Raw genomic sequence first — 22,372 nt, 5'->3', positions numbered from 1 at the left:
AACGCCTCCCCCACCGTGGTGGTCAATTCCGTTCGACTTGCGCCTCGTTTACCGCTGCGTACGGTCTGCAAGCACTCACGATACGTGCCGGAGGCGCATTCTCAGGGGGAGATGCCCGATCTGACGGCGGGGACACCTGCCGCGGCCCACCGGAACGGGCGCCGGGCGGGACGGGCCGGCGCCCCCGAGGCGGGGCCCCGGTGTCAGGACCTGGGCTCGAAGGTCCGGGTCAGCGTGTTCCAGGTGTCCTTGCGGGTGCCGCTGTCCCAGTCCGCGTCGCGGGCGGTGTACATCATTCCGTATCCGAGTGAACCGTTCACGACGAAGCCGCGGTCGACGGTGTGGAAGCGGGTGCCGCCGTCGGTGTAGGTGAACTCCCAGTCGGCGGTGTTCCAGCCGCGGAACTCGGCCTTCTCGATGCGCAGGCGCTGGTACTGGGAGCGGCGCATCGCGTGCTCCTGGTTCTTCCAGTCCTGGACGGGGTCGGACTTGGGGGTGCTGGTCCAGCCGATCAGCAGTTTCTGGCCGTCAGGTCCGGTGAAGCGCGCCCCGGCGGCGTCGGTCGAGCGGTACGACCAGCCCTTGGGCAGTCTTATGGAGAAGCCCTGGGAGTGGTGGAAGCCGGTGGTGCCCGCGGCCGGGTCGCCGGAGCCGCCGCCCTTCCCGCCGTCCTCGTCCTCGTCCTTCTCGTCCTTGCCCTTGCCGCCCTTGTCGTCCTTGTCGCCCTTGTCGTCCTTCCCGCTCTTGCCGTGGTCGTCCTTGCCGGAGTCCTCGGCGGACGGGGAGGTCTGCGGGTCGGAGGGCTTCTTCTCGTCGGCGGAGGAGCTGCCGGTGGCCTTCTGCCCGCCGTCCTGCCGGGCGTCCCCGCCTCCGGCCCCGTCGCTCGCGGCGGCGCTGCTCGCGGTGGCTGCGGCCTTCCCGCCCTTGCCGTCGTCCTCGTCCCCGCCGCCGAGGGTCAGCGCGAGCACGGTGGCGACGATCGCGAGGACGACCACGACGGCCACGGCGATCAGGGTGCGGCGCGGAACGACGTCGGTGAGCGAGGCCCGGGTGCTCGCCGCTCCCCCGCCGCCGACGGTCGCGGGGGTGCCGGTGCGCGGGGGCGCGCCGACGGAGGGCGAGGCGGCGGCCGCACCGGCACCGGCGGCGCCCCGGCCGCGTCGCGCGGGCTTCGGGGCGGACGCGGCGGGCGCCGGGGGCAGCGGGACGACCTTGGTGCGGTCCATGGCGACCGGGGCGCCCTCGGGGGCGGCCAGCACCTCGTTCAGCAGGGCGCGCGCTCCGGCGTCGTCCAGGCGCTGCGCGGGGTCCTTGACGAGCAGTCCGTAGATGACGGGTTCGAGCGGCCCCGCGTGCTTGGGCGGGTCGACGGGCTCGGTCATGACGGCGGTGAGCGTCGCGATCGCGGAGCCCTTGTCGTACGGCGGGACGCCCTCGACGGCCGCGTAGAGCAGTCCGCCGAGCGACCACAGGTCGGCGGCCGGTCCCGGCTTGTGGCCGCGCGCCCGCTCGGGCGAGATGTAGGAGGGGGCGCCGACGAGCATCCCGGTGGAGGTGACGGAGGGGTCGCCCTCGACCTGGGCGATGCCGAAGTCGGTGAGGACGACGCGGCCGTCCTCGGCGATCAGGACGTTGGAGGGCTTCACGTCGCGGTGCAGGATGCCCTCGCGGTGCGCGTCGCGCAGCACGTCGAGGACGGCGATGCCCACCTCGGCGGCGCGGCGCGGGCTGAGCAGCCCGTCCTCGCGGACGAACTCGGCGAGCGACTTGCCCTCGACGAGTTCCATGACGATCCACGGCCGGTCGTCCTCGTCCACGACGTCGAAGACGGTGACCGCGCCGTTGTTGCGGATGCGGGCGATCGCCTTGGCCTCACGCAGCGTACGGGTGATGAGCCGTCGCTTCTCGTCGTCGTCGATGCTGGAGGGGAAGCGCAGCTCCTTGACCGCGACCGTCCTGCCGAGGGTCTCGTCGGTCGCCCGCCACACCGTACCCATGCCACCGCGGCCAAGGACCTCCCCCAGGCGGTACCGCCCGGCGAGGAGACGACCCTTGGACTCGCGCGCCTGCTCCGACTCCGACATGCGTCCCCTCTGCAACCCGCCCTGACAGAGCCTCCATTGTCACCCACGCCGGGACCGCTTCTCGCCCAGGGTCCCGGGCGGGGCCCGCGCCCGGTGCCAGGGCCCCGGCGGCCACTCTCCCGCTCCGGCGCGGCGGGGGCAAGGGGCGGGGACAGTCCCTGACGCGCCGTGAGAGAAGGGACACGGCTTCCGGTTTCCGTCCCTGTACACAGAAGTCGGGCACCCGTGTCCTGTCCGGGTGCCCCGCTCCCGTCCCGGTATCCGCCGGTCGCCGCCCCGGTGTCCGTCTCAGGTGAGCGGCACGATGTCGGGGGCGCCGAGGCGGGCCGCGTCGGCGGTGAGGTCGTCGGGCTGGAGCTGCGACTGGCGTTCCGCCGCGACGCGTTTCCCGTACCGCTCGACCTCCCGGTCCGTCTGCTCCGGTGTCCAGCCGAGCACTCCCGCCATCAGCCCGGCGGCCTCTCGGGCGCAGCGGGTGCCCCGGTCGAAGGTCTCGATGGAGACGCGGGTGCGGCGGGTGAGGACGTCGTCGAGGTGCCGGGCGCCCTCGTGCGAGGCGGCGTACACGACTTCGGCGCGCAGGTAGTCGTCGGCCCCGGTGAGCGGGGCGCCGAGGCCCGGCTCGCGCGCGATCAGGTCGAGGACCTCCTCGGCGAGCGCGCCGTAGCGGTTCAGCAGGTGCTCGACGCGGACGACGTGCAGCCCGGCGCGGCTCGCGGTCAGGGCCCGCGCGTTCCACAGGGCGCGGTAGCCCTGCGCCCCGACGAGCGGCACGTCCTCGGTCACGCAGTCGGCCACCCGCTGGTCGAGCCCGTGCACCGCCTCGTCCACGGCGTCCTTGGCCATGACCCGGTACGTCGTGTACTTGCCGCCCGCGACGACGACGAGCCCGGGCACGGGATGGGCCACGGTGTGCTCGCGCGAGAGCTTGCTGGTCGCCTCGGACTCCCCGGCCAGCAGGGGGCGCAGTCCCGCGTAGACGCCCTGGACGTCGTCGCGGGTCAGCGGCCGGGACAGCACCGCGTTGACGTGTTCCAGCAGGTAGTCGATGTCGGCGCTGGAGGCGGCGGGGTGCGTCTTGTCGAGGTCCCAGTCGGTGTCGGTGGTGCCGATGATCCAGTGCCGGCCCCAGGGGATGACGAACAGGACGCTCTTCTCGGTGCGCAGGACGAGGCCGCTGGTGGAGTGGACGCGGTCCTTGGGCACGACGAGGTGGATGCCCTTGGAGGCGCGTACGTGGAACTGCCCGCGTTCGCCGACCAGGGCCTGGGTGTCGTCGGTCCACACGCCGGTCGCGTTGACGAGCTGCCGGGCGCGGATCTCGTACTCGCCGCCCGCCTCGACGTCCTCGACGCGCGCGCCGACCACCCGTTCGCCCTCGCGCAGGAAGCCGGTGACCCGGGCGCGGTTGGCGACGTCGGCGCCGTAGGAGGCGGCGGTGCGCACCAGGGTCGTGACGTAGCGCGCGTCGTCCACCTGCGCGTCGTAGTACTGGAGGGCGCCGGTCAGGGCGTCCTTGCGCAGGCAGGGCGCGAGGCGCAGCGCGTGGCGGCGGGTCAGGTGACGGTGGGCCGGCAGTCCGCGCCCGTGGCCCCGGGCCGTGGACATCAGGTCGTACAGCGCGACCCCGGAGCCCGCGTAGGCGCGTTCCCAGACGCGGTGGCGCAGCGGGTAGAGGAAGGGCACGGGCTTCACGAGATGCGGGGCGATCCGCTCCAGGAGCAGTCCGCGTTCCTTCAGGGCCTCGCGGACGAGCGCGAAGTCCAGCATCTCCAGATATCTGAGGCCGCCGTGGACGAGTTTGCTGGAGCGGCTTGAGGTGCCCGAGGCCCAGTCGGCGGCCTCGACCAGACCGGTCGTCAGGCCCCGGGTGACGGCGTCCAGGGCGGTGCCGGCGCCGACCACCCCGCCGCCCACCACCAGGACGTCCAGCTCCCGGTCGGCCATCCGGGCCAGGGCCTCGGCGCGCTGCGCCGGCCCGAGTGTCGCTGTCCTCACGGTCGCCTCCTGTGCTGACGGTGGTGCGGACCGCGCCGTGCGGGCGGGGCCCGAGCATGACGTGCACCGGCCGGGTGACGCACCGGTCGCGGGACACCGCGTGCGTGCCGCGTGCTCTTCTCCTGCCTGCTGCGGCCCCTCCGTACACACCCGGGTGGGCGCCACCGTGCGGGACATATCAGGAAATTCCGTGTGCCATTACCACATCACGGTCATATTTACTCCTAGTCTGACAGCGCGCTCACCCCGGACCGCCACCACTCCTTGGGAAGGACGGCCCATCCATGCCCGCAGACCTCGCGGTGATCGGCCTCGGCCACCTCGGTCTCCCGCTCGCCCGTGCCGCCGTCGCGGCGGGGATCGCGACCGTGGGCCACGACGAGCCGGCCAGGGTCCGCGACCTGGCGCTCGGCCGGCTGCCCGGCGGCGGCACCGAGGCCGCGCTGAGCGCCGCCGAGGTGCGCCGCATGCTCTCCGGCGGCTTCCGGCCCACCGCCGACCCGGCCGAACTGGGCCGGGTGCGCACCGCCGTGATCTGCGCCCCCGTCCGGCTCGCCCCGGACGGCTCGCTGGAGCTGTCCCGGGTGGCCGACGCGGCCCGCGCCCTCGCCGCCCGGCTGCGCCCGCACACCACCGTCATCCTGGAGTCGCCCGCCTATCCCGGGGCCACCGAGGACTTCCTGCGGCCGATCCTGGAGCAGGGCTCGGGGCTGCGCGCGGGCCGCGACTTCCACCTCGCCTACTCCCCCGGGCGGCTCGACCCCGGCAACCGCGTGCACGACTACCACCGCACCCCGAAGGTCATCGGCGGCCTCACCCCGGCGTGCACCGAGTCGGCCGCCGCGTTCTACGGCCGGCTCACCGACAAGGTGGTGCGGGCGCGGGGGCCGCGCGAGGCGGAGACCGTGCAGCTCCTGGAGACCAACTACCGGCACGTCAACATCGCCCTGGTCAACGAGATGGCGGTGCTCTGCCACGACCTGGGCGTGGACCTGTGGGACGTCATCCGCTGCGCCGAGACCAAGCCGTACGGCTTCCAGGCGTTCCGCCCCGGCCCCGGGGTCGGCGGCCACGGCGTCCCGCTGGACCCCGAGCACCTGCCGCACCCGACCCGTACGCCGGGCCATCCGCTGCGCATGGTCGGCCTGGCCCGCGAGATCAACGGCCGGATGCCCAGCTACGTCATCCAGCGCGCCGCGACCCTCCTCAACGAGCACGGCAAGTCGGTGCGCGGCGCCCGGGTGCTGCTGCTCGGCGTGACCTACAAACCGGACGTCGCCGACCAGGAGGGCGCCCCGGCCGAGGAGATCGCCACGCGGCTGACCGGTATGGGCGCGACCATCAGCTACCACGACCCGCAGGTCCCGCACTGGCGCGTCCTGGGCCACCCGGTCCCGCGCGCCGACGCGCTGTACGAGGCGACGGCGGCGGCCGATCTGACGATCCTGCTCCAGCACCACCGCACCTACGACCTCCAGGGCCTCACGGTGAAGGCCCAACTCCTCCTGGACACACGGGGAGCGACCCCGGTGGGCGCGGCGCACCGGCTGTGAGGGCAAGCGGCGGCGGGGCCGGTCCGGTGTAACGGCCCGGCAACCGAACGTCCCGGCGCCGTCTCCCACTGCTACTGTTTCGGCTCGCCTGACGTGCCCCGATCAAGACGGGGGCGCGTCCTCAGCCGATCGTCACAGGGGGATCTTCCGTGTCGCAGCCGTACCCGCCGCCCGCCGGACAGCCAGGACCGACGCCGCAGCCGGCCGCACCGCAGGACGCGGCGGGCTTCGGCCCGGCGCCCGCCGTGGAGCCCGCCGCACCGGCCGGCTTCGGCCCGGCGCCGTCCGTGCCGCCGCAGCAGCAGCAGGGGCAGCCGTTCCCGCCCGCCGCGCCGTCGGCGCCGGGGCAGCCCTTCCCGGCCGCGCCGGCCGGTTTCGGCCCGGCTCCCGCCGTCTCGCGGGGCGGCAACCCGGCGCTCGGTGTGGTCGCGGCCGTCGTGGCCGCCCTGGTCACCGCGGGCGTGTACGGCTGGCTGATCAGCGCCATCGAGCGCGAGGTCGGCTACGCGGCGGTCGGCGTCGGCTTCCTGGTGGGCTTCGCCGCCGGCAAGCTGGGCGGGACGCACCCGGCGCTCGCCCCGGTCTCGGCGGTCCTGTCCCTGGGCGCCGTGGTCGCCGGTCAGCTGCTCGGGGTGGCGATGCTCGGCGCGAAGGAGTCGGCCTTCACCGTGAACGAGCTGCTCCTCGACCACTTCGGCATGGTCAAGGACGCGTGGCAGGACAACCTCGACCTGCTGTCCTTCCTCTTCCTCGCGCTCGCGGCCTTCGCCGCCTTCTCGGGCGCGAAGAAGGCCGCCGCCTCCTGACGACTGCGCCGACGTGTGCGGCGGGGCCCGGACCACACGCTCTGGTCCGGGCCCCGCCGCAGTGCTGTACGAGCCGGTTCAGCTCTGGTCGTGGCGCGAGGGCGAGACGGTGACCTCGACGCGCTGGAACTCCTTGAGCTCGCTGTAGCCGGTGGTGGCCATCGCGCGGCGCAGGGCCCCGAAGATGTTCATCGAGCCGTCGGGGGTGTGCGAGGGACCGGTCAGGATCTCCTCGGTCGTGCCGACGGTGCCGAGGTCGACCTTCTTGCCGCGCGGCACGTCCTCGTGGACGGCCTCCATGCCCCAGTGGTGGCCCTGGCCGGGCGCGTCCGTGGCGCGGGCCAGCGGGGAGCCGATCATGACCGCGTCGGCGCCACAGGCGATCGCCTTCGGCAGATCGCCGGACCAGCCGACCCCGCCGTCCGCGATGACGTGCACGTAGCGGCCGCCGGACTCGTCCATGTAGTCGCGGCGCGCGGCGGCGACGTCGGCGACGGCGGTGGCCATCGGGACCTGGATGCCCAGGACGTTGCGCGTGGTGTGCGCGGCGCCGCCGCCGAAGCCGACGAGGACGCCGGCCGCACCGGTGCGCATGAGGTGCAGCGCCGCCGTGTACGTCGCGCAGCCGCCGACGATGACGGGGACGTCCAGCTCGTAGATGAACTGCTTGAGGTTGAGCGGTTCGGCGGCGCCCGACACGTGCTCGGCGGAGACCGTGGTGCCGCGGATCACGAAGATGTCGACGCCCGCGTCCACGACGGCCTTGGAGAACTGGGCGGTGCGCTGCGGGGAGAGCGCGGCGGCGGTGACGACACCGGAGTCCCGCACCTCCTTGATGCGCTGCCCGATCAGCTCCTCCTTGATCGGGGCGGCGTAGATCTCCTGGAGACGGCGGTTGGCGCTCTCCGCGTCCAGCCCGGCGATCTCGTCGAGCAGCGGCTGCGGGTCCTCGTACCGGGTCCACAACCCTTCGAGGTTGAGCACGCCGAGGCCGCCCAGCTCGCCGATGCGGATCGCGGTGGCCGGGGAGACCACGGAGTCCATGGGTGCCGCGAGGAACGGCAGGTCGAAGCGGTAGGCGTCGATCTGCCAGGCGATCGAGACCTCCTTGGGGTCACGCGTGCGGCGGCTCGGTACGACGGCGATGTCGTCGAACGCGTACGCCCTCCGGCCGCGCTTGCCGCGTCCGATCTCGATCTCAGTCACCTGCTGGCCTTTCCTACGCGGTCATGCTTTCGTCCCCCAGTATCCCCCGGCACGGACCAGAGCCCCGGGGGCGGGTGTCCGCCGCCCGGGGCCCGGGGGTGTCCGTGCGTCCAGCGCGCTCAGTGGCGGCTGTAGTTCGGCGCCTCGGCCGTCATCTGGATGTCGTGCGGGTGCGACTCCTTGAGCCCCGCCGAGGTGATCCGGACGAAGCGGCCGCGCTCCTGCGTCTCGGGCACGGTGCGCCCGCCGACGTAGAACATGGACTGCCGCAGGCCGCCCACGAGCTGGTGCACGACGGCGGAGAGCGGGCCGCGGAACGGCACCTGGCCCTCGATGCCCTCGGGCACGAGCTTGTCGTCGGAGGCCACGCCCTCCTGGAAGTAGCGGTCCTTCGAGTACGACTTGTTCTCGCCGCGGGTCTGCATCGCGCCGAGCGAGCCCATGCCGCGGTACGACTTGAACTGCTTGCCGTTGATGAACATCAGCTCACCGGGCGACTCCTCGCAGCCGGCCAGCAGCGAGCCCAGCATCACGGTGTCGGCGCCGGCCACGAGGGCCTTCGCGATGTCGCCGGAGTACTGGAGGCCACCGTCGCCGATGACCGGGACCCCGACCGCCTTCGCGGCGAGCGCGGCCTCGTAGATCGCGGTGACCTGCGGGACGCCGATCCCGGCGACGACGCGGGTCGTGCAGATGGAGCCGGGGCCCACGCCGACCTTGATGCCGTCGACACCCGAGTCGATGAGCGCCTGGGCGCCGTCCCTGGTCGCGATGTTGCCGCCGATCACGTCGACCCCGGGGGCGTTCGACTTGATCTTGGCGACCATGTCGCCGACGAGCCGGGAGTGGCCGTGCGCGGTGTCCACGACGACGAAGTCGACCCCGGCCTCGATGAGCGCCTGGGCCCGCTCGAAGGCGTCGCCCGCGACCCCGACGGCGGCACCGACGACGAGCCGGCCCTCGGCGTCCTTGGCCGCGTTCGGGTACTTCTCGGCCTTCACGAAGTCCTTGACGGTGATGAGGCCCTTGAGCACACCCGCGTCGTCGACCAGCGGAAGCTTCTCGATCTTGTGGCGGCGCAGCAGCTGCATCGCGTCCACGCCGGAGATCCCGACCTTGCCGGTGACCAGCGGCATCGGCGTCATGACCTCGCGCACCTGACGGCTGCGGTCGGTCTCGAAGGCCATGTCGCGGTTGGTGACGATGCCGAGCAGCTTCCTGCCGCCGTCGACCACGGGCACCCCGCTGATGCGGAACTTCGCGCAGATCGCGTCGGCCTCGCCGAGGGTCGCGTCGGGGTGGACGGTGATCGGGTCGGTGACCATCCCGGACTCGGAGCGCTTGACGAGGTCGACCTGGTTGGCCTGGTCCTCGATCGACAGGTTGCGGTGCAGGACACCGGCGCCGCCCTGCCGGGCCATGGCGATGGCCATCCGGGACTCGGTCACCTTGTCCATCGCGGCCGACAGCAGCGGGACGTTGAGCTTCACGTTCTTCGACAGGTACGAAGAGGTGTCGATCTGGTCGGGAGCCATGTCCGAGGCCCCCGGCAGCAGCAGCACATCGTCGTAGGTCAGCCCGAGTGTCGCGAATTTCTCGGGCACTCCGTCGACGTTGGTCATGACACCTTCTCCAAATGGCCTTGATCGGTGCGGATGTCCATGCTAACGGCCTGGGAAGGCGTGACATTCCACGAACAAGATCAACGCCGTCCTTCGGAGGTTCCTACGGAATCCTCCGCCGGGCGTCCCCTACGGCTGTTCGGCGAGCGCCCGCAGACGGCTGAGCGCGCGGTGCTGGGCGACGCGGACGGCGCCGGGGGACATCCCGAGCATCTGCCCGGTCTCCTCGGCGGTGAGGCCCACCGCGACCCGCAACAGCAGCAGCTCCCGCTGGTTGTCGGGGAGGTTGGCGAGGAGTTTCTTGGCCCACGCGGCGTCGCTGCTGAGCAGGGCGCGCTCCTCGGGACCGAGGGAGTCGTCGGGCCGCTCGGGCATCTCGTCGGAGGGGATCGCGGTCGACCCGTGCCGCATCGCGGCGCGCTGGAGGTCGGCGACCTTGTGCGCGGCGATCGCGAAGACGAAGGCCTCGAAGGGTCTGCCGGTGTCCTTGTAGCGCGGCAGGGCGAGCAGGACGGCGACGCACACCTCCTGCGCGAGGTCCTCCACGAAGTGGCGGGCGTCACCGGGCAGCCGGGACAGCCGGGTGCGGCAGTACCGCAGGGCCAGTGGGTGGACGTGGGCGAGCAGATCGTGCGTGGCCTGCTGATCGCCCTCGACAGCGCTGTGGACGAGGGCACCGATCGCGGTCGTCTCCTCGTCACGCATCGGACCATGGTGCCTTGGCGCCCGGCGATCCGCGTCGCCGCCTCCGTAGTTGTGCACTGAAGCGTTATGAGCAGGTGCGCCGGATGTCATGTCCTGCGCCCTCCCCTCCCGCTCGACCGACTCGTCCCCGAGGAACTCCACACCCCCAAGGATGCGGCATCGCGCGGGGAACTGACACAGGCCGTGTGCACGGCCCCGGTCCTGGCGCTCCCGCGCCTGGTCAGACGCCCCGTCCGCCGCGCGGCGGACGGGGAGGGGAGCGCCGGGGACCCACCGGCGCCCCTTGCGGGCGTACCGCCGTGGCGGCACCCGGGCCTTCCCGGCCGGACCGGGCCGACGCGCGAGGGCCGGTCCGGGCGGACGGACGACGGGCGGACGGCCCTACCGGACCAGGCCCCAGCGGAAGCCGAGGGCCACCGCGTGGGCGCGGTCCGAGGCGCCGAGCTTCTTGAACAGCCGGCGCGCGTGCGTCTTGACGGTGTCCTCGGAGAGAAAAAGCTCACGCCCGATCTCCGCGTTCGACCGGCCGTGGCTCATCCCTTCGAGCACCTGGATCTCCCGCGCGGTGAGGGTCGGGGCGGCGCCCATCTCGGCGGACCGCAGCCGGCGCGGGGCGAGCCGCCAGGTGGGGTCGGCCAGGGCCTGGGTGACGGTCGCCCGCAACTCCGCGCGGGAGGCGTCCTTGTGCAGGTAGCCGCGGGCCCCGGCGGCGACCGCGAGGGCCACTCCGTCCAGGTCCTCGGCGACGGTGAGCATGATGATCCGGGCGCCCGGGTCGGCGGAGAGCAGCCTCCGCACCGTCTCCACACCTCCGAGTCCCGGCATGCGCACGTCCATGAGAATGAGGTCCGAGCGATCGGCGCCCCAGCGGCGGAGGACTTCCTCGCCGTTGGCCGCCGTCGTCACGCGCTCGACACCGGGCACGGTCGCGACCGCGCGGCGGAGCGCCTCTCGGGCAAGCGGGGAGTCGTCGCAGACGAGGACGGAAGTCATGACTGTCCCTCGCAGCTCTCGCAGCTGTTGCGCGTCACCTTGAGCCTCCAGGCTGGTACTGAATCGTCACCTGAGCGGTGGACACCCTCGGACATCTGCCCGAGCGCTTGTTCCGTCAACCGCCTCAGCCCTCTCAACGACGGTCACCCGAAAGAGTTACGGCCGGGTCGGTCGCCCTCGGCACTCTACGTGAGGGGTCGCACACCTCCGCGTGACCGAGCCCCTCGCGCGCCCCCGGGAGGACACTCCCGGCCGCACGCGAGCGGCCGCACGAGGAGCACGGACCGTCGTCGAACTGAACCATGCCCCATTTAGCGCCTTTTGTTCACGTTTATCGGTGTCTATAACTAGATTCCCCAAGAGTCATATTTTCATCTTCTTAGACAGTCGCTGTACCGTCGTGGGCACCGTATCTGTACAGAACGGCACAAAGGGGACATGCAATGGCAGATTTCTCCCGTCTTCCCGGCCCGAACGCGGACCTGTGGGACTGGCAGCTGCTGGCCGCCTGTCGCGGGGTCGACAGCTCCCTCTTCTTCCACCCGGAAGGTGAGCGGGGAGCCGCGCGAAGCGCCCGGGAGACCTCGGCGAAGGAGGTCTGCATGAGGTGCCCGGTACGCGCCCAGTGCGCGGCCCACGCCCTGGCCGTACGCGAGCCCTACGGGGTGTGGGGCGGCCTCACGGAGGACGAGCGCGAGGAGCTGATGGGCCGCGCGAGACACCGGCTCGTGCAGACCCCGGCGGGGGGCGGTGGCGGACCGTCCGGGGAGGAGCTGGAGGACGAGCTCCAGGGAGGCCGCTGAAGGCCCACCGCGCGGACAGGACGGAGAAGGAACGTTTCGCCACTCGCCCGGCCGACTGCCGACGCGGCCGACTGCCGAGCGGCCGGACGCCCGCGCGACCGGATGCCCGCGCCCCCGTCCGGCGCGCCCCCGTGGCGGGCGCCCCGCTCAGCGCATCACCGTGGTGAGCACGTCCGCGCCCAGGTTCAGCAGCAGCTCGGCGTGCAGCCGGTGGTAGACCATCCGGCCCTCCCGCTGGGAGGTCACGAGGCCGACCTCCCGCAGCCTCCGAAGGTGCCGCGACACCTGCGGCTCCCCGATGCCCATCCGTACCGCCAGTTCCGAGGTGGTGATCGGCTCGCTGAGCAGGTGCCGGCACAGCTCCAGCCGGGCGGGTTCGGAGAGCGCGGAGAGCCGGTCGCGCACGAGCGACTGCGACACCGACGGGCGCTGCTCCCAGTCGTCGGCGATGAAGTGCACGACGAGGGGCAGTCCGGCGTCCAGCTTCAGGATCAGGTGCGGCCAGCCGTGCATGGTGGGCACCAGGAAGCAGCCCCGGTCGCGGACCTTCCCGCGCGCCGACTGGAGCTTGTCGTACGAGACCCGCGGCGCCGGGTCGCGGGTGGCCGCGGCGGTCGGGCTGACGGAGGCGAGCACCGCGTCGGCCGGCTCGGTGCGCAGTTGTTCCCGTACCCGGGCGGCGATGTCGCTCAGCCGGGGGCCGACCCGGCGCCACTCCTCGTCGAAGAAGGCCTCGGCGCAGCGGCCGACCGTCTCCACGAGCCCGGCGCGGAACGCCTCCGGGTCCTCGACGAGCGCGTTCGCCAGCTCCCCCCGGGAGAAGGAGCGGCGCTCGCACGCCTTGACGAACTCGCGCCGCTCGGTCCCGCTCGTCGCGAGGAGACCGGCCCCGGGGAAGACGGCCCCCCGGATGGCGTTGGCGGCGAGCGGTACGAAGGTCTCCTCGCCGAGGCCGAGCAGGGCCTCGGCCTCGGCGTGCAGATCCAGGCCGAGCGGGCCCCGCAGCGGGTAGAACAGGCGGCAGCGGTAGCGCGCCCACAGCGGGGAGTAGTACCGCAGCTCCTGGGCCAGGCCCGCGGGCAGCCGCTCGCCGACCCGTGCCAGCCAGGTGCGGGACTCCGGATGGTGCTCGGGCTCGGACAGGACGTGCAGGCAGGACAGGAGCTCCGCGAGCGGTGACGTACCGGCCACCACGTCGGAAGCTCCTGCCCCCGCCACATCGAGCACGACTACCATGGCGTCGACTCTAGGCGGTGTCCGTAAGGTCCGGCTTCGCGACGGCGTTCCCGCAGGTCACCGGGGCGGACCGGCGGGCGGCGCCTACCTCGGCAGCACGTGCAGCGTGAGCCAGGAGGGTGTCCCGGGCGCCAGGTGGACCCGGTTCCTCGCGACCGTCCGGTGCCGCGAGTCCGCCTCGTTCCCCCCGGTGTTGGGGTTGACGTCGAAGCGGGGGAAGTTGCTGGACGACACGTCCAGCCGGATCCGGTGGCCCGCCCTGAACAGGTTGGCGGTGTCGGGCGCGGTCACGGTGATCGCGTAGACCTCGCCGGGCTCCAGCGGCTCGGGCCGTTCGTAGGAGTTCCGGTAGCGGGCGCGGAGGATGCCGTCCGTGAGGTTCATCGCGTAGCCGTTGGGATAGTCCGGGGTCGGCGGGTGCACGTCCACGAGCTTCACCGTGAAGTCGGTGTCCGGGGCGTCCGAGGAGACGGAGAGCCGCACCTCGACCGGTCCCGCGACCGGGACGTCCGCCGCGAGGGGCTCCGTCTCGAAGACCAGCACGTCGGGCCGGGCGGCCAGCGGCAGGTGCGGGGGCTCGCTGCCGTACACGGTCGCGTCGGGGTGCTGGTCGAAGGCGCCCCCCACCATGACGGGCTCGCCCGAGGTGACCTGGCCCCCCATGGTGGGCACCGGGTGCGCCGGATCGAAGTCGTAGGTCACCAGGTCGTCCAGCCCGGCGACCGAGGCGTCCCGCGTGAGCGTCCCGGGCCGGCGCAGGTACAGCCGCACCGGTTCGGTCTCCTCCGGCGGCCAGGCCCCGGCCGTCCGCCAGCTCCCGCCGTGGTCGAGCCGCCCCTGACCGGTGCGCCGGCCGGTGCCGCCGCCCATCAGGAAGTACTGCACCCGCGGCCAGTCCTGAGCGCTCTCCCCGTCCGGCGGGGTCCCGAGGTGGCGGTCGAACCACCGGGCCCGGAACTCCAGGTAGTCCGGCGCGAGATTGCCGTCCAGGGTGGCGGCGGGCCCGAAGTCGACGTCGCCCGCGTGGCTGACGCTGCGCGCGCCGTGCGTCCAGGGGCCCACGACCAGGTACGCGGGGCTCTCCTTGCGCGCCCCGAGCTGCTGGAAGTTCTCGACCGCGGTGCGGACGTACGGGTCGTACCAGCTGACCATGTGCAGGCTCGGCACGTCGGGGAACTCGTCGTAGAAGCCCCGGCCGTAGATGCCCAGTTGCTTCCAGAAGTCGTCGAAGGGGCCCCGCTCCCACTGGTCGAGCAGGTACTCCTCGTACTCCGGCACGGAACGCAGCGGCGAGACCCCGCGCCGCCACGGCATGGCCTGGAACCAGTCCCGCATGTCCTGCGACTGGAGCGCGGCCGTCGTCACCGGGTCGGCCTGTACCTCGGGGCTCTGGGCCGCGTGCCGGAAGGCCCAGGTCGCCTGCTTCAGCTCGAAGGCGCCGCCCATCCGCACCCCCGCCTCGTAGGCGCTGGCGAAACCACCCGAGTCCACGAACATGGCCGACAGGTGGCGGGGCGACAGCGAGGCGAGCGCGGTCTGGGCGTGCGCCGAGTAGGAGACGCCGGTGGTGGCGACCCGGCCGTCGCACCACGGCTGTGCGGCCAGCCACTCCACGGTGTCGTAGCCGTCGGCGGCCTCGCCGAGGTACTTCACGAAGGTGCCCTCGGAGTCGCCACGGCCCCGGCAGTCCTGGCGTACGACGTGAAAGCCGCGCCCGGTGAAGAAGACCGCCTGGTCCTCGGGCCGGATCGGGCCGCCGTGCGCGTGCAGTCCGTCGGAGCCGCGGCGCTCGCGGCGGCCGTAGGGGGTGCGCTCCAGCAGCACGGGCGCGGCGGCCGGCCGCTCCTCGGCGGTGTAGAGGTCCGCGACGAGGACGACGCCGTCGCGCAGCGGGGTGCGGATCGTGCGCCGCCACACGGAGCCGCCTCCGGGCAGCCGGATCTCCTCGGGCGCGTCCTGCTCGGTGCCGGGGACGGCGCTCGTGGTCACTTGTTGACCTGCTTCGCGAGGGCGGGCCAGATCTTGAGCAGCTCGGGGGCCGGGGCCTCGGTGAACCACTTGTCGTAGATCTTCAGGAAGGTGCCGTCGGAGACCATCTTCGAGACCTGCGTGTCGATCGCCTTCTGCAGCTTGGAGTTCGACTTCCCGACCGCCATGGCCGTCGCGTGGTCCACCGGCGCCGAGACGGCGACCCGGAGGTTCTTGTACTGCTTGCGGTAGGCGTCCGAGTCGGGACCGCCCACGACGAAGGCGTCCAGGCCGCCGGAGAGCAGCTTGGAGACGGCCGAGGGCTGCGTCTGGAAACTGCTGAGCCTGGCCTCGGGCATCTTCGACTTGACGAAGTCCTGCTGCACGGTCCCGGTGACGGCGCCGACCTCCTTGCCCTTGAACGCGGTCAGGGCCGAGGCCTTGCTGTTCGTGCGGGTCAGGACGTCGGTCGTGGACCAGTACAGCCCCTTCGTGAAGCCGACCGCCTTCTGCCGCTCCGCCGTGACACCGAGCCCCGAGGCCGCGAGGTCGTACTGGCCCGAGGTGAGCCCCTGGAGCGCGCCGGGCACGCTGCTCGCCTTGTAGGTGACCTTCAGGTCGAGGCGCTTGGCGACCTCGTCCGTGACGTCGACGATGAAACCGACGGGCCGGCCGCTCTTGGTGGCGCTCGCGAACGGCGGCTGGTCGGTGGAGACGGCCGCCGTGATCGTGCCCGGCTCCTGGAGGCCGTACTTGTCGTCGGCCGCGGAGTCGCCTCCGCCGCAGGCGGAGAGGAGGAGGGCGGCCGAGGCCGCGGCGGCGGTGGCGCTTGCCTTCATGGCGGAATTTCTCATGGTGCTGGAGTCCTGTCTCTGCCTCGGCCGGGGGTGCGCGGGCACACCGCGCCAGCCCGGCAGCTGCTACGGGTTCCGGGACCGGGGGCCGGGGAGCCCGGGAGGGGCGGGGGAAGTGAGGGGGTGGGGGACGGCGGGGCCGGGTCGACAGGCCGGGCCGCGCGCGGTCGGAGGACCTGGGGTCAGAGGACCTGGGAGAGGAAGCTTTGGAGCCGCTCGCTTGAGGGGTTCTCCAACAGGTCCTGGGCGCTGCCCTGCTCGGCGATCCGGCCTTCGTCCATGAAGATCACCCGGTCGGCGACCTCCCGCGCGAAGCCCATCTCGTGGGTGACCACGACCATGGTCATCCCGGAGCCGGCCAGCTCGCGCATCACGTCGAGCACGCCCTTGACCAGCTCGGGGTCGAGCGCGGAGGTCGCCTCGTCGAAGAGCATGACCTCGGGTTCCATGACCAGCGCCCGCGCGATCGCGACGCGCTGCTGCTGGCCGCCGGACAGACCCGCCGGGCGGCTGTCCGCCAGGTGTCCGAGACCCAGGCGGCGCAGCTGGACGTGCGCCCGCTCCTCCGCCTCCTCGCGCTTCATCTTCCGTACGTTGCGCAGGGCGGCCGTCAGGTTGCCGAGCACGGTGAGGTGCGGGAAGAGGTTGAAGTGCTGGAACACCATGCCGATCCGGGCGCGGAGTTCGTCGACGTTGACCTTGGGGTCGGTGAGGGGCACGCCCGACACCACGACGGAACCGCTGGACGGCTTCTCCAGCAGGTTGAGGCACTTCAGCACCGTCGACTTGCCCGATCCGGAGGGGCCGATGACACAGACCACCTCCCGCGGGGCGATGTCGAAGCTCACACCGCGCAGGATCTCGTTCGCACCGTAGGACTTGTGGAGGTCCTTGACGCTGATGACGGGCTCGCTCATGCCCGTACCTCCTTGTCGAGGGCGCCGGCCAGGAGTCCGGTGCCCGGCTGTTCCGCGCCGGTCACCGGGGTGCCGGTCGTGGGCGGGGCGGCTGCGGGGCGCGGGCCCGACGGGCCCTTGCGCATCCTCCGGTCCAGCCAGTTGACGAAATAGGTCAGCGGGACGGTGATCACCAGGTAGCAGAGCGCGGCCGCGACCAGCGCCGAGGAGTTGTAGGTGGCCGCCTGGTGCTCCTGCGCGATGAAGTACAGCTCCCGCTGGCCGGCCGAGAGCCCCAGCAGGTAGACGAGGGAGCTCTCCTTGACGTCCACGATGAACTGCCCCGTGAGTGCGGGCAGGACGTTGCGGATGCCCTGCGGCACCACGACCACCCGCATGGTGCTCAGGTACGACATGCCGAGGCTGCGTCCGGCCTGCATCTGTCCGGCCGGTACGGACTGGATGCCGGAGCGGAAGATCTCGGCGCAGTAGGCGGCCGAGATCAGGCCCACGGCGACGACCGCGTATCCGAGCGGGCTGCGCCCGAAGGGGCGGATCCCGGCCGCGGGCAGCCCGAGTCCGACGAGGCTGACGGTCACGATCGCGGGCATGCCCCGGAACACGTCGACGTAGATCCTGGCGGGCAGCCGGACCAGCCACTTGTTGGACAGCAGCAGTACGGCGAGCAGCATGCCCGCCACCAGGCCGAAGACGATCGCCAGGACGGCGATCAACAGAGTGTTACCGAGCCCCTCGGTGAGGAGGCTCGGCAGTACGTTCCCTATCTCGTGCCAGTCGAAGAACGTATGGAGGAAATCGTGCACGGTCGCTCCGATCGATATGGGGCGACACGCCCCCGACCTCGGTGTTCGCGTCACCCTAAGGCGGACGCGAGGGGGCGGACCGAACACTTGCGCCACGGTGGTAACTGTTTACGGAACCTAGCATTCCGGATGGACGGCGGTGACACATTGTCGCCACAGCCCGGGCACGATCCAGACACGGACGGGACGGGGGCGGGGCGGGGAGAAGGCGGGGCCGCGACGGACACGACCGGACACGGGACGACACGGGCCCGCACGACGCCCCGCGTCCGGCCCTCGCGCCCTGCCGCGTCCGGTCGGCCCCGCTCAGCGCACCGCGGCCCGGGCGAGCCGGTCGAGTGTGGCGGAGACGGCGGGCACCTGGGCGAGGTCGGGCAGGGTGAGCGCGACGATCTGGCGGCGCACGGCGGGCTCCACGGTGACCGCGCGCACCCCCTTGGGCCGTACGGACTCCAGCGCGAGTTCCGGCAGGACGGCGACGCCGAGTCCGGCGGCCACGAGGCCGTGCACGGCCGGGTAGTCGTCGGTGGCGAAGTCGATGCGCGGGGAGAAACCGGCGCTGCGGCACACCTCCACGAGCTGACGGCGGCAGCGCGGGCACCCGGCGATCCAGGGGTCGTCGGCGAGTTCGCCGATTCCTGCGGTGGCGTTCTCCCGGTCCAGCCGGTGGCCCTCGGGGACGAGGCCCACGAGACGGTCGGCGAGCAGGGGCCGCACGACGAGGTCGGTCCACTCCTCCGCCTCCCCGGCCGGTCCGTCCCCGTAACGGAAGGCGAGCGCGATGTCGCAGTCCCCCTCGCGCAGCAGTTCGACCGAGCGGGGCGGCTCGGCCTCCTCCAGGGAGACCCGGGTGCCGGGGTGGTCGCGGCGCAGCGCGGCGAGGGCGGCGGGGACGAGCGCGGAGCTGCCGCTCGGGAAGGACACGAGGCGTACCCGGCCCGCCCGCAGTCCGGCGATGGCGGCGACCTCCTCCTCGGCGGCGGTGAGCCCGGCGAGGATGCCGGAGGCGTGCCGGGACAGGGCCTGGCCGGCCTGGGTGAGCCGCATCTCGCGGCCGGTACGGACCAGCAGCGGGGTGCCGGCCGAGTTCTCCAGCGCCTTCATCTGCTGGCTCACGGCGGGCTGGGTGCAGCCGAGTTCGCGGGCGGCGGCCGAGAAGGAGCCGGTGGCGGCCACGGCGCGCAGGACGCGGAGGTGTCGGGCCTCGATCATGCCACCGAGCATAAGTGATGCTTGGGGGTGACCACGAATTGTCACTGCGAGCTTTGATCGCAGGGCGAAATCGGGCGCGCGCCGCACTCCGCGCCGCCTACCCTCCCGCCTATGAAACTTCTGTCTCTGAACGTGGCCCGGCTGCGGCGGGTTCCCTACACGAACGCGCCCTCCGGCGGTACGGGCATCGACAAGCGCCCGGTCGAGGGGCCGGTGCGGGTCGCGGCGCCCGGCCCGAAGGGGGTGGGGGCGAGCGGGCTGGCCGGTGACGTGGTGAGCGACACGCGCCACCACGGCGGGGACGACCAGGCCGTGTACGCCTTCGCCCGGGAGGATCTCGACGCGTGGGAGCGGGAGCTGGGACGGCCGCTGGCCAACGGCGGTTTCGGCGAGAACCTGACGACGCTGGGCCTGGACCTGACGCACGCGCTGATCGGTGAGCGCTGGCGGGTCGGTCCCGAGGTGGTCCTGGAGGTGACGAGCGGGCGCATCCCGTGCCGCACCTTCGCGGGGCATCTCGGCGAGAGCGACTGGATTCGGCGGTTCACGCAGAAGGGCGAGACGGGCGCGTACCTGCGGGTGATCACGCCGGGCGACATACGGGCCGGGGACCCGATCGAGGTCGTGCACCGGCCGGACCACGAGGTGACGGTGGCGCTCCAGTTCCGGGCGGGGACGACGGACCGTTCGCTGCTGCCCCTGCTGCTGCCCGCCGGGGAGGCGCTGCACAGCGAGTCGCTGGCCGCCGCCCGGGAGTTCGTGGCGCGCGCGGATGCGGCGACGGGCGGGACGGTGGAGGCGGGCGGCGTTTAGAGGCCGTGGAGATCACTAGCCTTGCCGCATGACTACGGCTCTGATTACGGGATCGACCGCCGGTATCGGTTCGGCCTTCGCCCGGCGGCTGGCGGCGGACGGGCACGACCTGGTGCTGGTCGCGCGCGACACCGACCGGCTGCGGGTGCAGGCGACCGAACTGCACGACCGGCACGGGGTGGAGGTCCGGGTGCTCGCCGCGGACCTCTCGACCGACGCGGGCATCGCCTCGGTGGAGAAGCGGCTCGCCGACGCGAAGCAGCCGGTGGACCTGCTGGTGAACAACGCGGGCTTCGGGAACAAGGGCCGGTTCCTGGAGGTACCGGTGGCCGACGAGCTGACGATGCTCAAGGTGCACTGCGAGGCGGTGCTGCGGCTGACGGCGGCGGCGGCCCGCCCGATGCGGGAGCGGGGGCGCGGCGGCGTGGTCAACGTGGCCTCGGTCGCGGCCTTCCTGCCGCGCGGTACGTACGGGGCGTCGAAGGCGTGGGTCGTGCAGTTCACGCAGGGCGCGGCGCGGGACCTGGAGGGCAGCGGGGTGCGACTGATGGCGCTGTGCCCCGGTTTCGTGCGGACGGAGTTCCACGAGCGCGCCGGGATGGGCACGGACAACATCCCGAAGTGGATGTGGCTGGACGCCGACAAGCTCGTGGCCGCGGCGCTCGCCGACCTGGCGCGCGGCCGTACGGTCTCGATCCCCGATCCGCGCTACAAGACGCTCATGGGCGTGGTGAAGATGACGCCGAGGACCCTGCTCGGGGGTGTCACCTCGCGGACGGGACGGAAGTACGGGCCGCAGTAGGCGGTACCGGGGGGCGGGCGCGGTGTGGCGGCGTCCTCCGGCCCGTCCGGCGCGGAGGCCGGGCGGGCGGAGCGGACCGGGACCGGTCACGTACGGGCGCTCACACCATGCGGCGGTTCTCCGGGGTCTGGAGGCCGAGGACGAACTCCGCGTGGCTCTCGAAACCGGCCTCGGACATCACTCCGTGGGCGGAGATGGTGTTGAGGTCGCGGACGAGTTTGCCGAGGACCGAGTCCTCCAGGATCGCGGCGGCCCCCGCGTGCCGGAAGGTGCGGGTGACGACCTCGACGGCGGTCTTCGCGGCGAGCGAGGCGGCGGTCTGCATCCGGTCCAGGAGCGGCAGTTCGACCTTGTCTCCCCCGCCGATGACCCGGTCGACCTCCGTCAGCGTCTCGACGCACAGGCTGCGCACGGACCGGACACGGGCGTCGAGTTCACCCAACTCCCGCTGGAACCAGGTGAGTTCGGACAGGGCGGGCGGCCTGCTGAGGTTGATGCGGCTGCCCCGGCGGATGTGCGGGGCGGCGGCGACGATCTCGTCCAGGGCGCGGCGCGCGGCCCCGAGCACCATGCCGGGGTGCATCTGGAGAACGTAGGGGACCATGCCGAGGCGGGCCAGCGGGGTGTCCTCGCGCTGTCCGTAGCCCATCGGGTCGTAGATCAGCTCGTCCGGTACGTAGACGTCCTCGGCGGCGAAGCTGCTGCTTCCGGTGCCGCGCATGCCGAGTACGCGCCAGTCGTCCAGGACCTGGATGTCGGCCTTGGGCAGGACGGCGGCGCGGCGGACGGGGCGCCCTTCGGCGTCGTCCACGAGGAAGGTGGCGCCGACGTGGCCGGCGTGGTGGAGTCCGCTGACGAAGTCCCAGCGGCCGGTGACGCGGTAGCCGCCCTCGACGCGTTCGGCGGCCCCGGGTTTGAGCGAGGCGGCCTTGAGGGCGAGCCCGTCGGCGAAGAGCCGGCGCGCGGTGGCGGGGGCGACGACGGTGGCGAGTTCGCCCGCGCCCTCCAGGAGGATGGTCGCGGTCCAGGCGGTGGCCGGGTCGATGTGGCCGAGCTTCTCGACGATCTCGAAGGCGGTGACGGCGCCGACCACGTTGCCGCCGAGGTCGTCGGGGGTCATGATGCCGAGCAGTCCGGAGCCCTTGAGGGCGGCGGCGGAGCGGTCGCTGAGCCGTCGCTGCTGTTCCGACTCGACGGCGCCCAGGGTGAGTTCCTCGCGTACGGCTTCGACGGCGGCGAGCGCGTGGGCGCGGCGTGCGGCCGGTTCGGTGGGCCAGGCGGAGGCGGCGGGCGCGGGGGCGTACGTGGTCATGGCGGGTCCCGTTCTCAGGTGTGGGCGGGGAGGCGGCGGGGGCTGTGGGTGCCGAAGCGGCGGTTCTGGTAGGCGAGGGTCGGGGCCTCGCGGTGGTCGGCGGCGAGCACCGTGGCGAGGACGAGGACGTGGTCGCCGCCCTCGACCAGCCGGGTCGCGGCGCACTCCAGCCAGACCGGGGCCTGACGGAGCCGGGGCAGTCCGTTCTGCGGGTACCAGGGCACCGAGGCGAAGCGGTCGGTTCCGGAGGCGGCGAAGGTGAGGGCGAGTTCGTGGTCGTCCGCGCCGAGGAGGCACACGCCGAGCCTGCCGGTGGCGGTGAGAGCGGGCAGCAGGCTGGAGCGCCGGTCGAGGGCGACGGTGACCATGGGCGGATCGAGGGACAGCGAGGCGAAGGCGCTCACGGTCACCCCGCACGGGGTGCCGTCCTCGCGGCGGGCGGTGACGACGGTGACCGGTGCGCACAGCGCGGCCATCGCGTCCTTGAAGCCGGCGGCGAGGGTGCGCCGGGCGTCGTCCTGGTGCGGATCGGCAGTGGCGGACAAGGCGGTCCTCTCCTTCGTCGTCCATGTCTTCCTCGGGCCCGGCGGGTCTGCTGCCGGGGCCGCCCCGTGTGTCGACGGCCCGTTCATCGTGCGGCGGGAGGCCGCTCCGGCTCATCCCCGGAACCCGCTATCCCGGGCGG

At 72.7% G+C, this 22,372-nt stretch carries 19 protein-coding genes; 5 read left to right on the top strand and 14 right to left on the bottom strand.

The features are described 5' to 3' along the window. Positions 1–203 precede the first annotated feature (203 nt). Both AB0J21_RS18975 and AB0J21_RS18970 read right to left on the bottom strand, forming a co-directional pair. Positions 204–2,084 carry a serine/threonine-protein kinase gene (locus AB0J21_RS18975; RefSeq protein ID WP_363147125.1) on the bottom strand — a complete coding sequence of 627 codons (1,881 nt, stop codon included), beginning with the start codon at positions 2,082–2,084 and terminating at the stop codon, positions 204–206. 288 nt (positions 2,085–2,372) lie between these two features. Then, complete coding sequence (locus tag AB0J21_RS18970; protein ID WP_363147124.1) at positions 2,373–4,082, bottom strand: glycerol-3-phosphate dehydrogenase/oxidase; 1,710 nt, start codon at positions 4,080–4,082, stop codon at positions 2,373–2,375. 284 nt (positions 4,083–4,366) lie between these two features. On the opposite strand from AB0J21_RS18970, the gene AB0J21_RS18965 reads away from it, so the two are divergent. After that, on the top strand, positions 4,367–5,635 hold the full coding sequence (locus AB0J21_RS18965; protein WP_363147123.1) for a nucleotide sugar dehydrogenase: 1,269 nt from the start codon (positions 4,367–4,369) through the stop codon (positions 5,633–5,635). Positions 5,636–5,784: 149 nt separating this feature from the next. After that, positions 5,785–6,441 (top strand): hypothetical protein, encoded by a 657-nt coding sequence (locus tag AB0J21_RS18960; protein WP_363147122.1) that lies wholly within the window; start codon positions 5,785–5,787, stop codon positions 6,439–6,441. A gap of 78 nt (positions 6,442–6,519) precedes the next feature. On the opposite strand, the gene AB0J21_RS18955 is transcribed toward AB0J21_RS18960, so the two are convergent. From AB0J21_RS18955 to AB0J21_RS18940, 4 genes are all read right to left on the bottom strand, one after another. Further along, complete coding sequence (locus AB0J21_RS18955; RefSeq protein WP_363147121.1) at positions 6,520–7,647, bottom strand: GuaB3 family IMP dehydrogenase-related protein; 1,128 nt, start codon at positions 7,645–7,647, stop codon at positions 6,520–6,522. 119 nt (positions 7,648–7,766) lie between these two features. Beyond that, positions 7,767–9,269 carry an IMP dehydrogenase gene (gene guaB / locus AB0J21_RS18950; RefSeq protein WP_363147120.1) on the bottom strand — a complete coding sequence of 501 codons (1,503 nt, stop codon included), beginning with the start codon at positions 9,267–9,269 and terminating at the stop codon, positions 7,767–7,769. A gap of 129 nt (positions 9,270–9,398) precedes the next feature. Next, positions 9,399–9,974 (bottom strand): sigma-70 family RNA polymerase sigma factor, encoded by a 576-nt coding sequence (locus AB0J21_RS18945; RefSeq protein ID WP_363147119.1) that lies wholly within the window; start codon positions 9,972–9,974, stop codon positions 9,399–9,401. Between the two features lie 381 nt (positions 9,975–10,355). After that, on the bottom strand, positions 10,356–10,967 hold the full coding sequence (locus AB0J21_RS18940; RefSeq protein WP_003948568.1) for a response regulator transcription factor: 612 nt from the start codon (positions 10,965–10,967) through the stop codon (positions 10,356–10,358). Positions 10,968–11,410: 443 nt separating this feature from the next. Here AB0J21_RS18940 and AB0J21_RS18935 point away from each other — a divergent pair, with 443 nt between their 5' ends. Continuing rightward, positions 11,411–11,770, top strand: coding sequence for a WhiB family transcriptional regulator (locus AB0J21_RS18935; protein ID WP_363147118.1), 360 nt, complete (start codon positions 11,411–11,413; stop codon positions 11,768–11,770). A 147-nt stretch (positions 11,771–11,917) separates the two neighbouring features. On the opposite strand, the gene AB0J21_RS18930 is transcribed toward AB0J21_RS18935, so the two are convergent. From AB0J21_RS18930 to AB0J21_RS18905, 6 genes are all read right to left on the bottom strand, one after another. Further along, complete coding sequence (locus AB0J21_RS18930; protein ID WP_363147117.1) at positions 11,918–13,006, bottom strand: DUF5937 family protein; 1,089 nt, start codon at positions 13,004–13,006, stop codon at positions 11,918–11,920. Between the two features lie 84 nt (positions 13,007–13,090). Continuing rightward, positions 13,091–14,995, bottom strand: a complete 1,905-nt coding sequence (locus AB0J21_RS18925) for a CocE/NonD family hydrolase (protein ID WP_363147116.1) — start codon at positions 14,993–14,995, stop codon at positions 13,091–13,093. After that, complete coding sequence (locus AB0J21_RS18920; protein ID WP_363147115.1) at positions 14,992–15,828, bottom strand: transporter substrate-binding domain-containing protein; 837 nt, start codon at positions 15,826–15,828, stop codon at positions 14,992–14,994. Before AB0J21_RS18920 ends, AB0J21_RS18925 begins: the two co-directional genes overlap by 4 nt. A 182-nt stretch (positions 15,829–16,010) precedes the next feature. After that, a complete protein-coding gene (locus AB0J21_RS18915; RefSeq protein ID WP_363147114.1) occupies positions 16,011–16,745 on the bottom strand; it encodes an amino acid ABC transporter ATP-binding protein in 735 nt (244 codons plus the stop codon). Next, the gene (locus AB0J21_RS18910) at positions 16,742–17,548 is read right to left on the bottom strand and encodes an amino acid ABC transporter permease (RefSeq protein WP_363147113.1); all 807 of its coding nucleotides are present in this window, start codon (positions 17,546–17,548) and stop codon (positions 16,742–16,744) included. The genes AB0J21_RS18915 and AB0J21_RS18910 overlap by 4 nt, the downstream gene beginning before the upstream one ends. Positions 17,549–17,854: 306 nt before the next feature. Beyond that, on the bottom strand, positions 17,855–18,760 hold the full coding sequence (locus AB0J21_RS18905) for a LysR family transcriptional regulator (RefSeq protein WP_363147112.1): 906 nt from the start codon (positions 18,758–18,760) through the stop codon (positions 17,855–17,857). Positions 18,761–18,871: 111 nt separating this feature from the next. Here AB0J21_RS18905 and AB0J21_RS18900 point away from each other — a divergent pair, with 111 nt between their 5' ends. Both AB0J21_RS18900 and AB0J21_RS18895 read left to right on the top strand, forming a co-directional pair. After that, positions 18,872–19,573, top strand: coding sequence for an MOSC domain-containing protein (locus tag AB0J21_RS18900; RefSeq protein ID WP_363147111.1), 702 nt, complete (start codon positions 18,872–18,874; stop codon positions 19,571–19,573). A 28-nt stretch (positions 19,574–19,601) separates the two neighbouring features. Beyond that, positions 19,602–20,375, top strand: a complete 774-nt coding sequence (locus AB0J21_RS18895) for an SDR family oxidoreductase (protein WP_363147110.1) — start codon at positions 19,602–19,604, stop codon at positions 20,373–20,375. A gap of 100 nt (positions 20,376–20,475) precedes the next feature. Here AB0J21_RS18895 and AB0J21_RS18890 read toward each other — a convergent pair whose 3' ends face one another. Next, a complete protein-coding gene (locus AB0J21_RS18890; protein WP_363147109.1) occupies positions 20,476–21,687 on the bottom strand; it encodes a hypothetical protein in 1,212 nt (403 codons plus the stop codon). A 14-nt stretch (positions 21,688–21,701) separates the two neighbouring features. Next, positions 21,702–22,232, bottom strand: a complete 531-nt coding sequence (locus tag AB0J21_RS18885; RefSeq protein ID WP_363147108.1) for a flavin reductase family protein — start codon at positions 22,230–22,232, stop codon at positions 21,702–21,704. Positions 22,233–22,372 lie beyond the last annotated feature (140 nt).

Source organism: Streptomyces sp. NPDC049954 (assembly GCF_040656295.1).
Taxonomy (GTDB): Bacteria; Actinomycetota; Actinomycetes; order Streptomycetales; family Streptomycetaceae; genus Streptomyces.
Note: the sequence above shows the minus strand (reverse complement) of the source record. Positions and strands in the feature narration are given on the sequence as shown.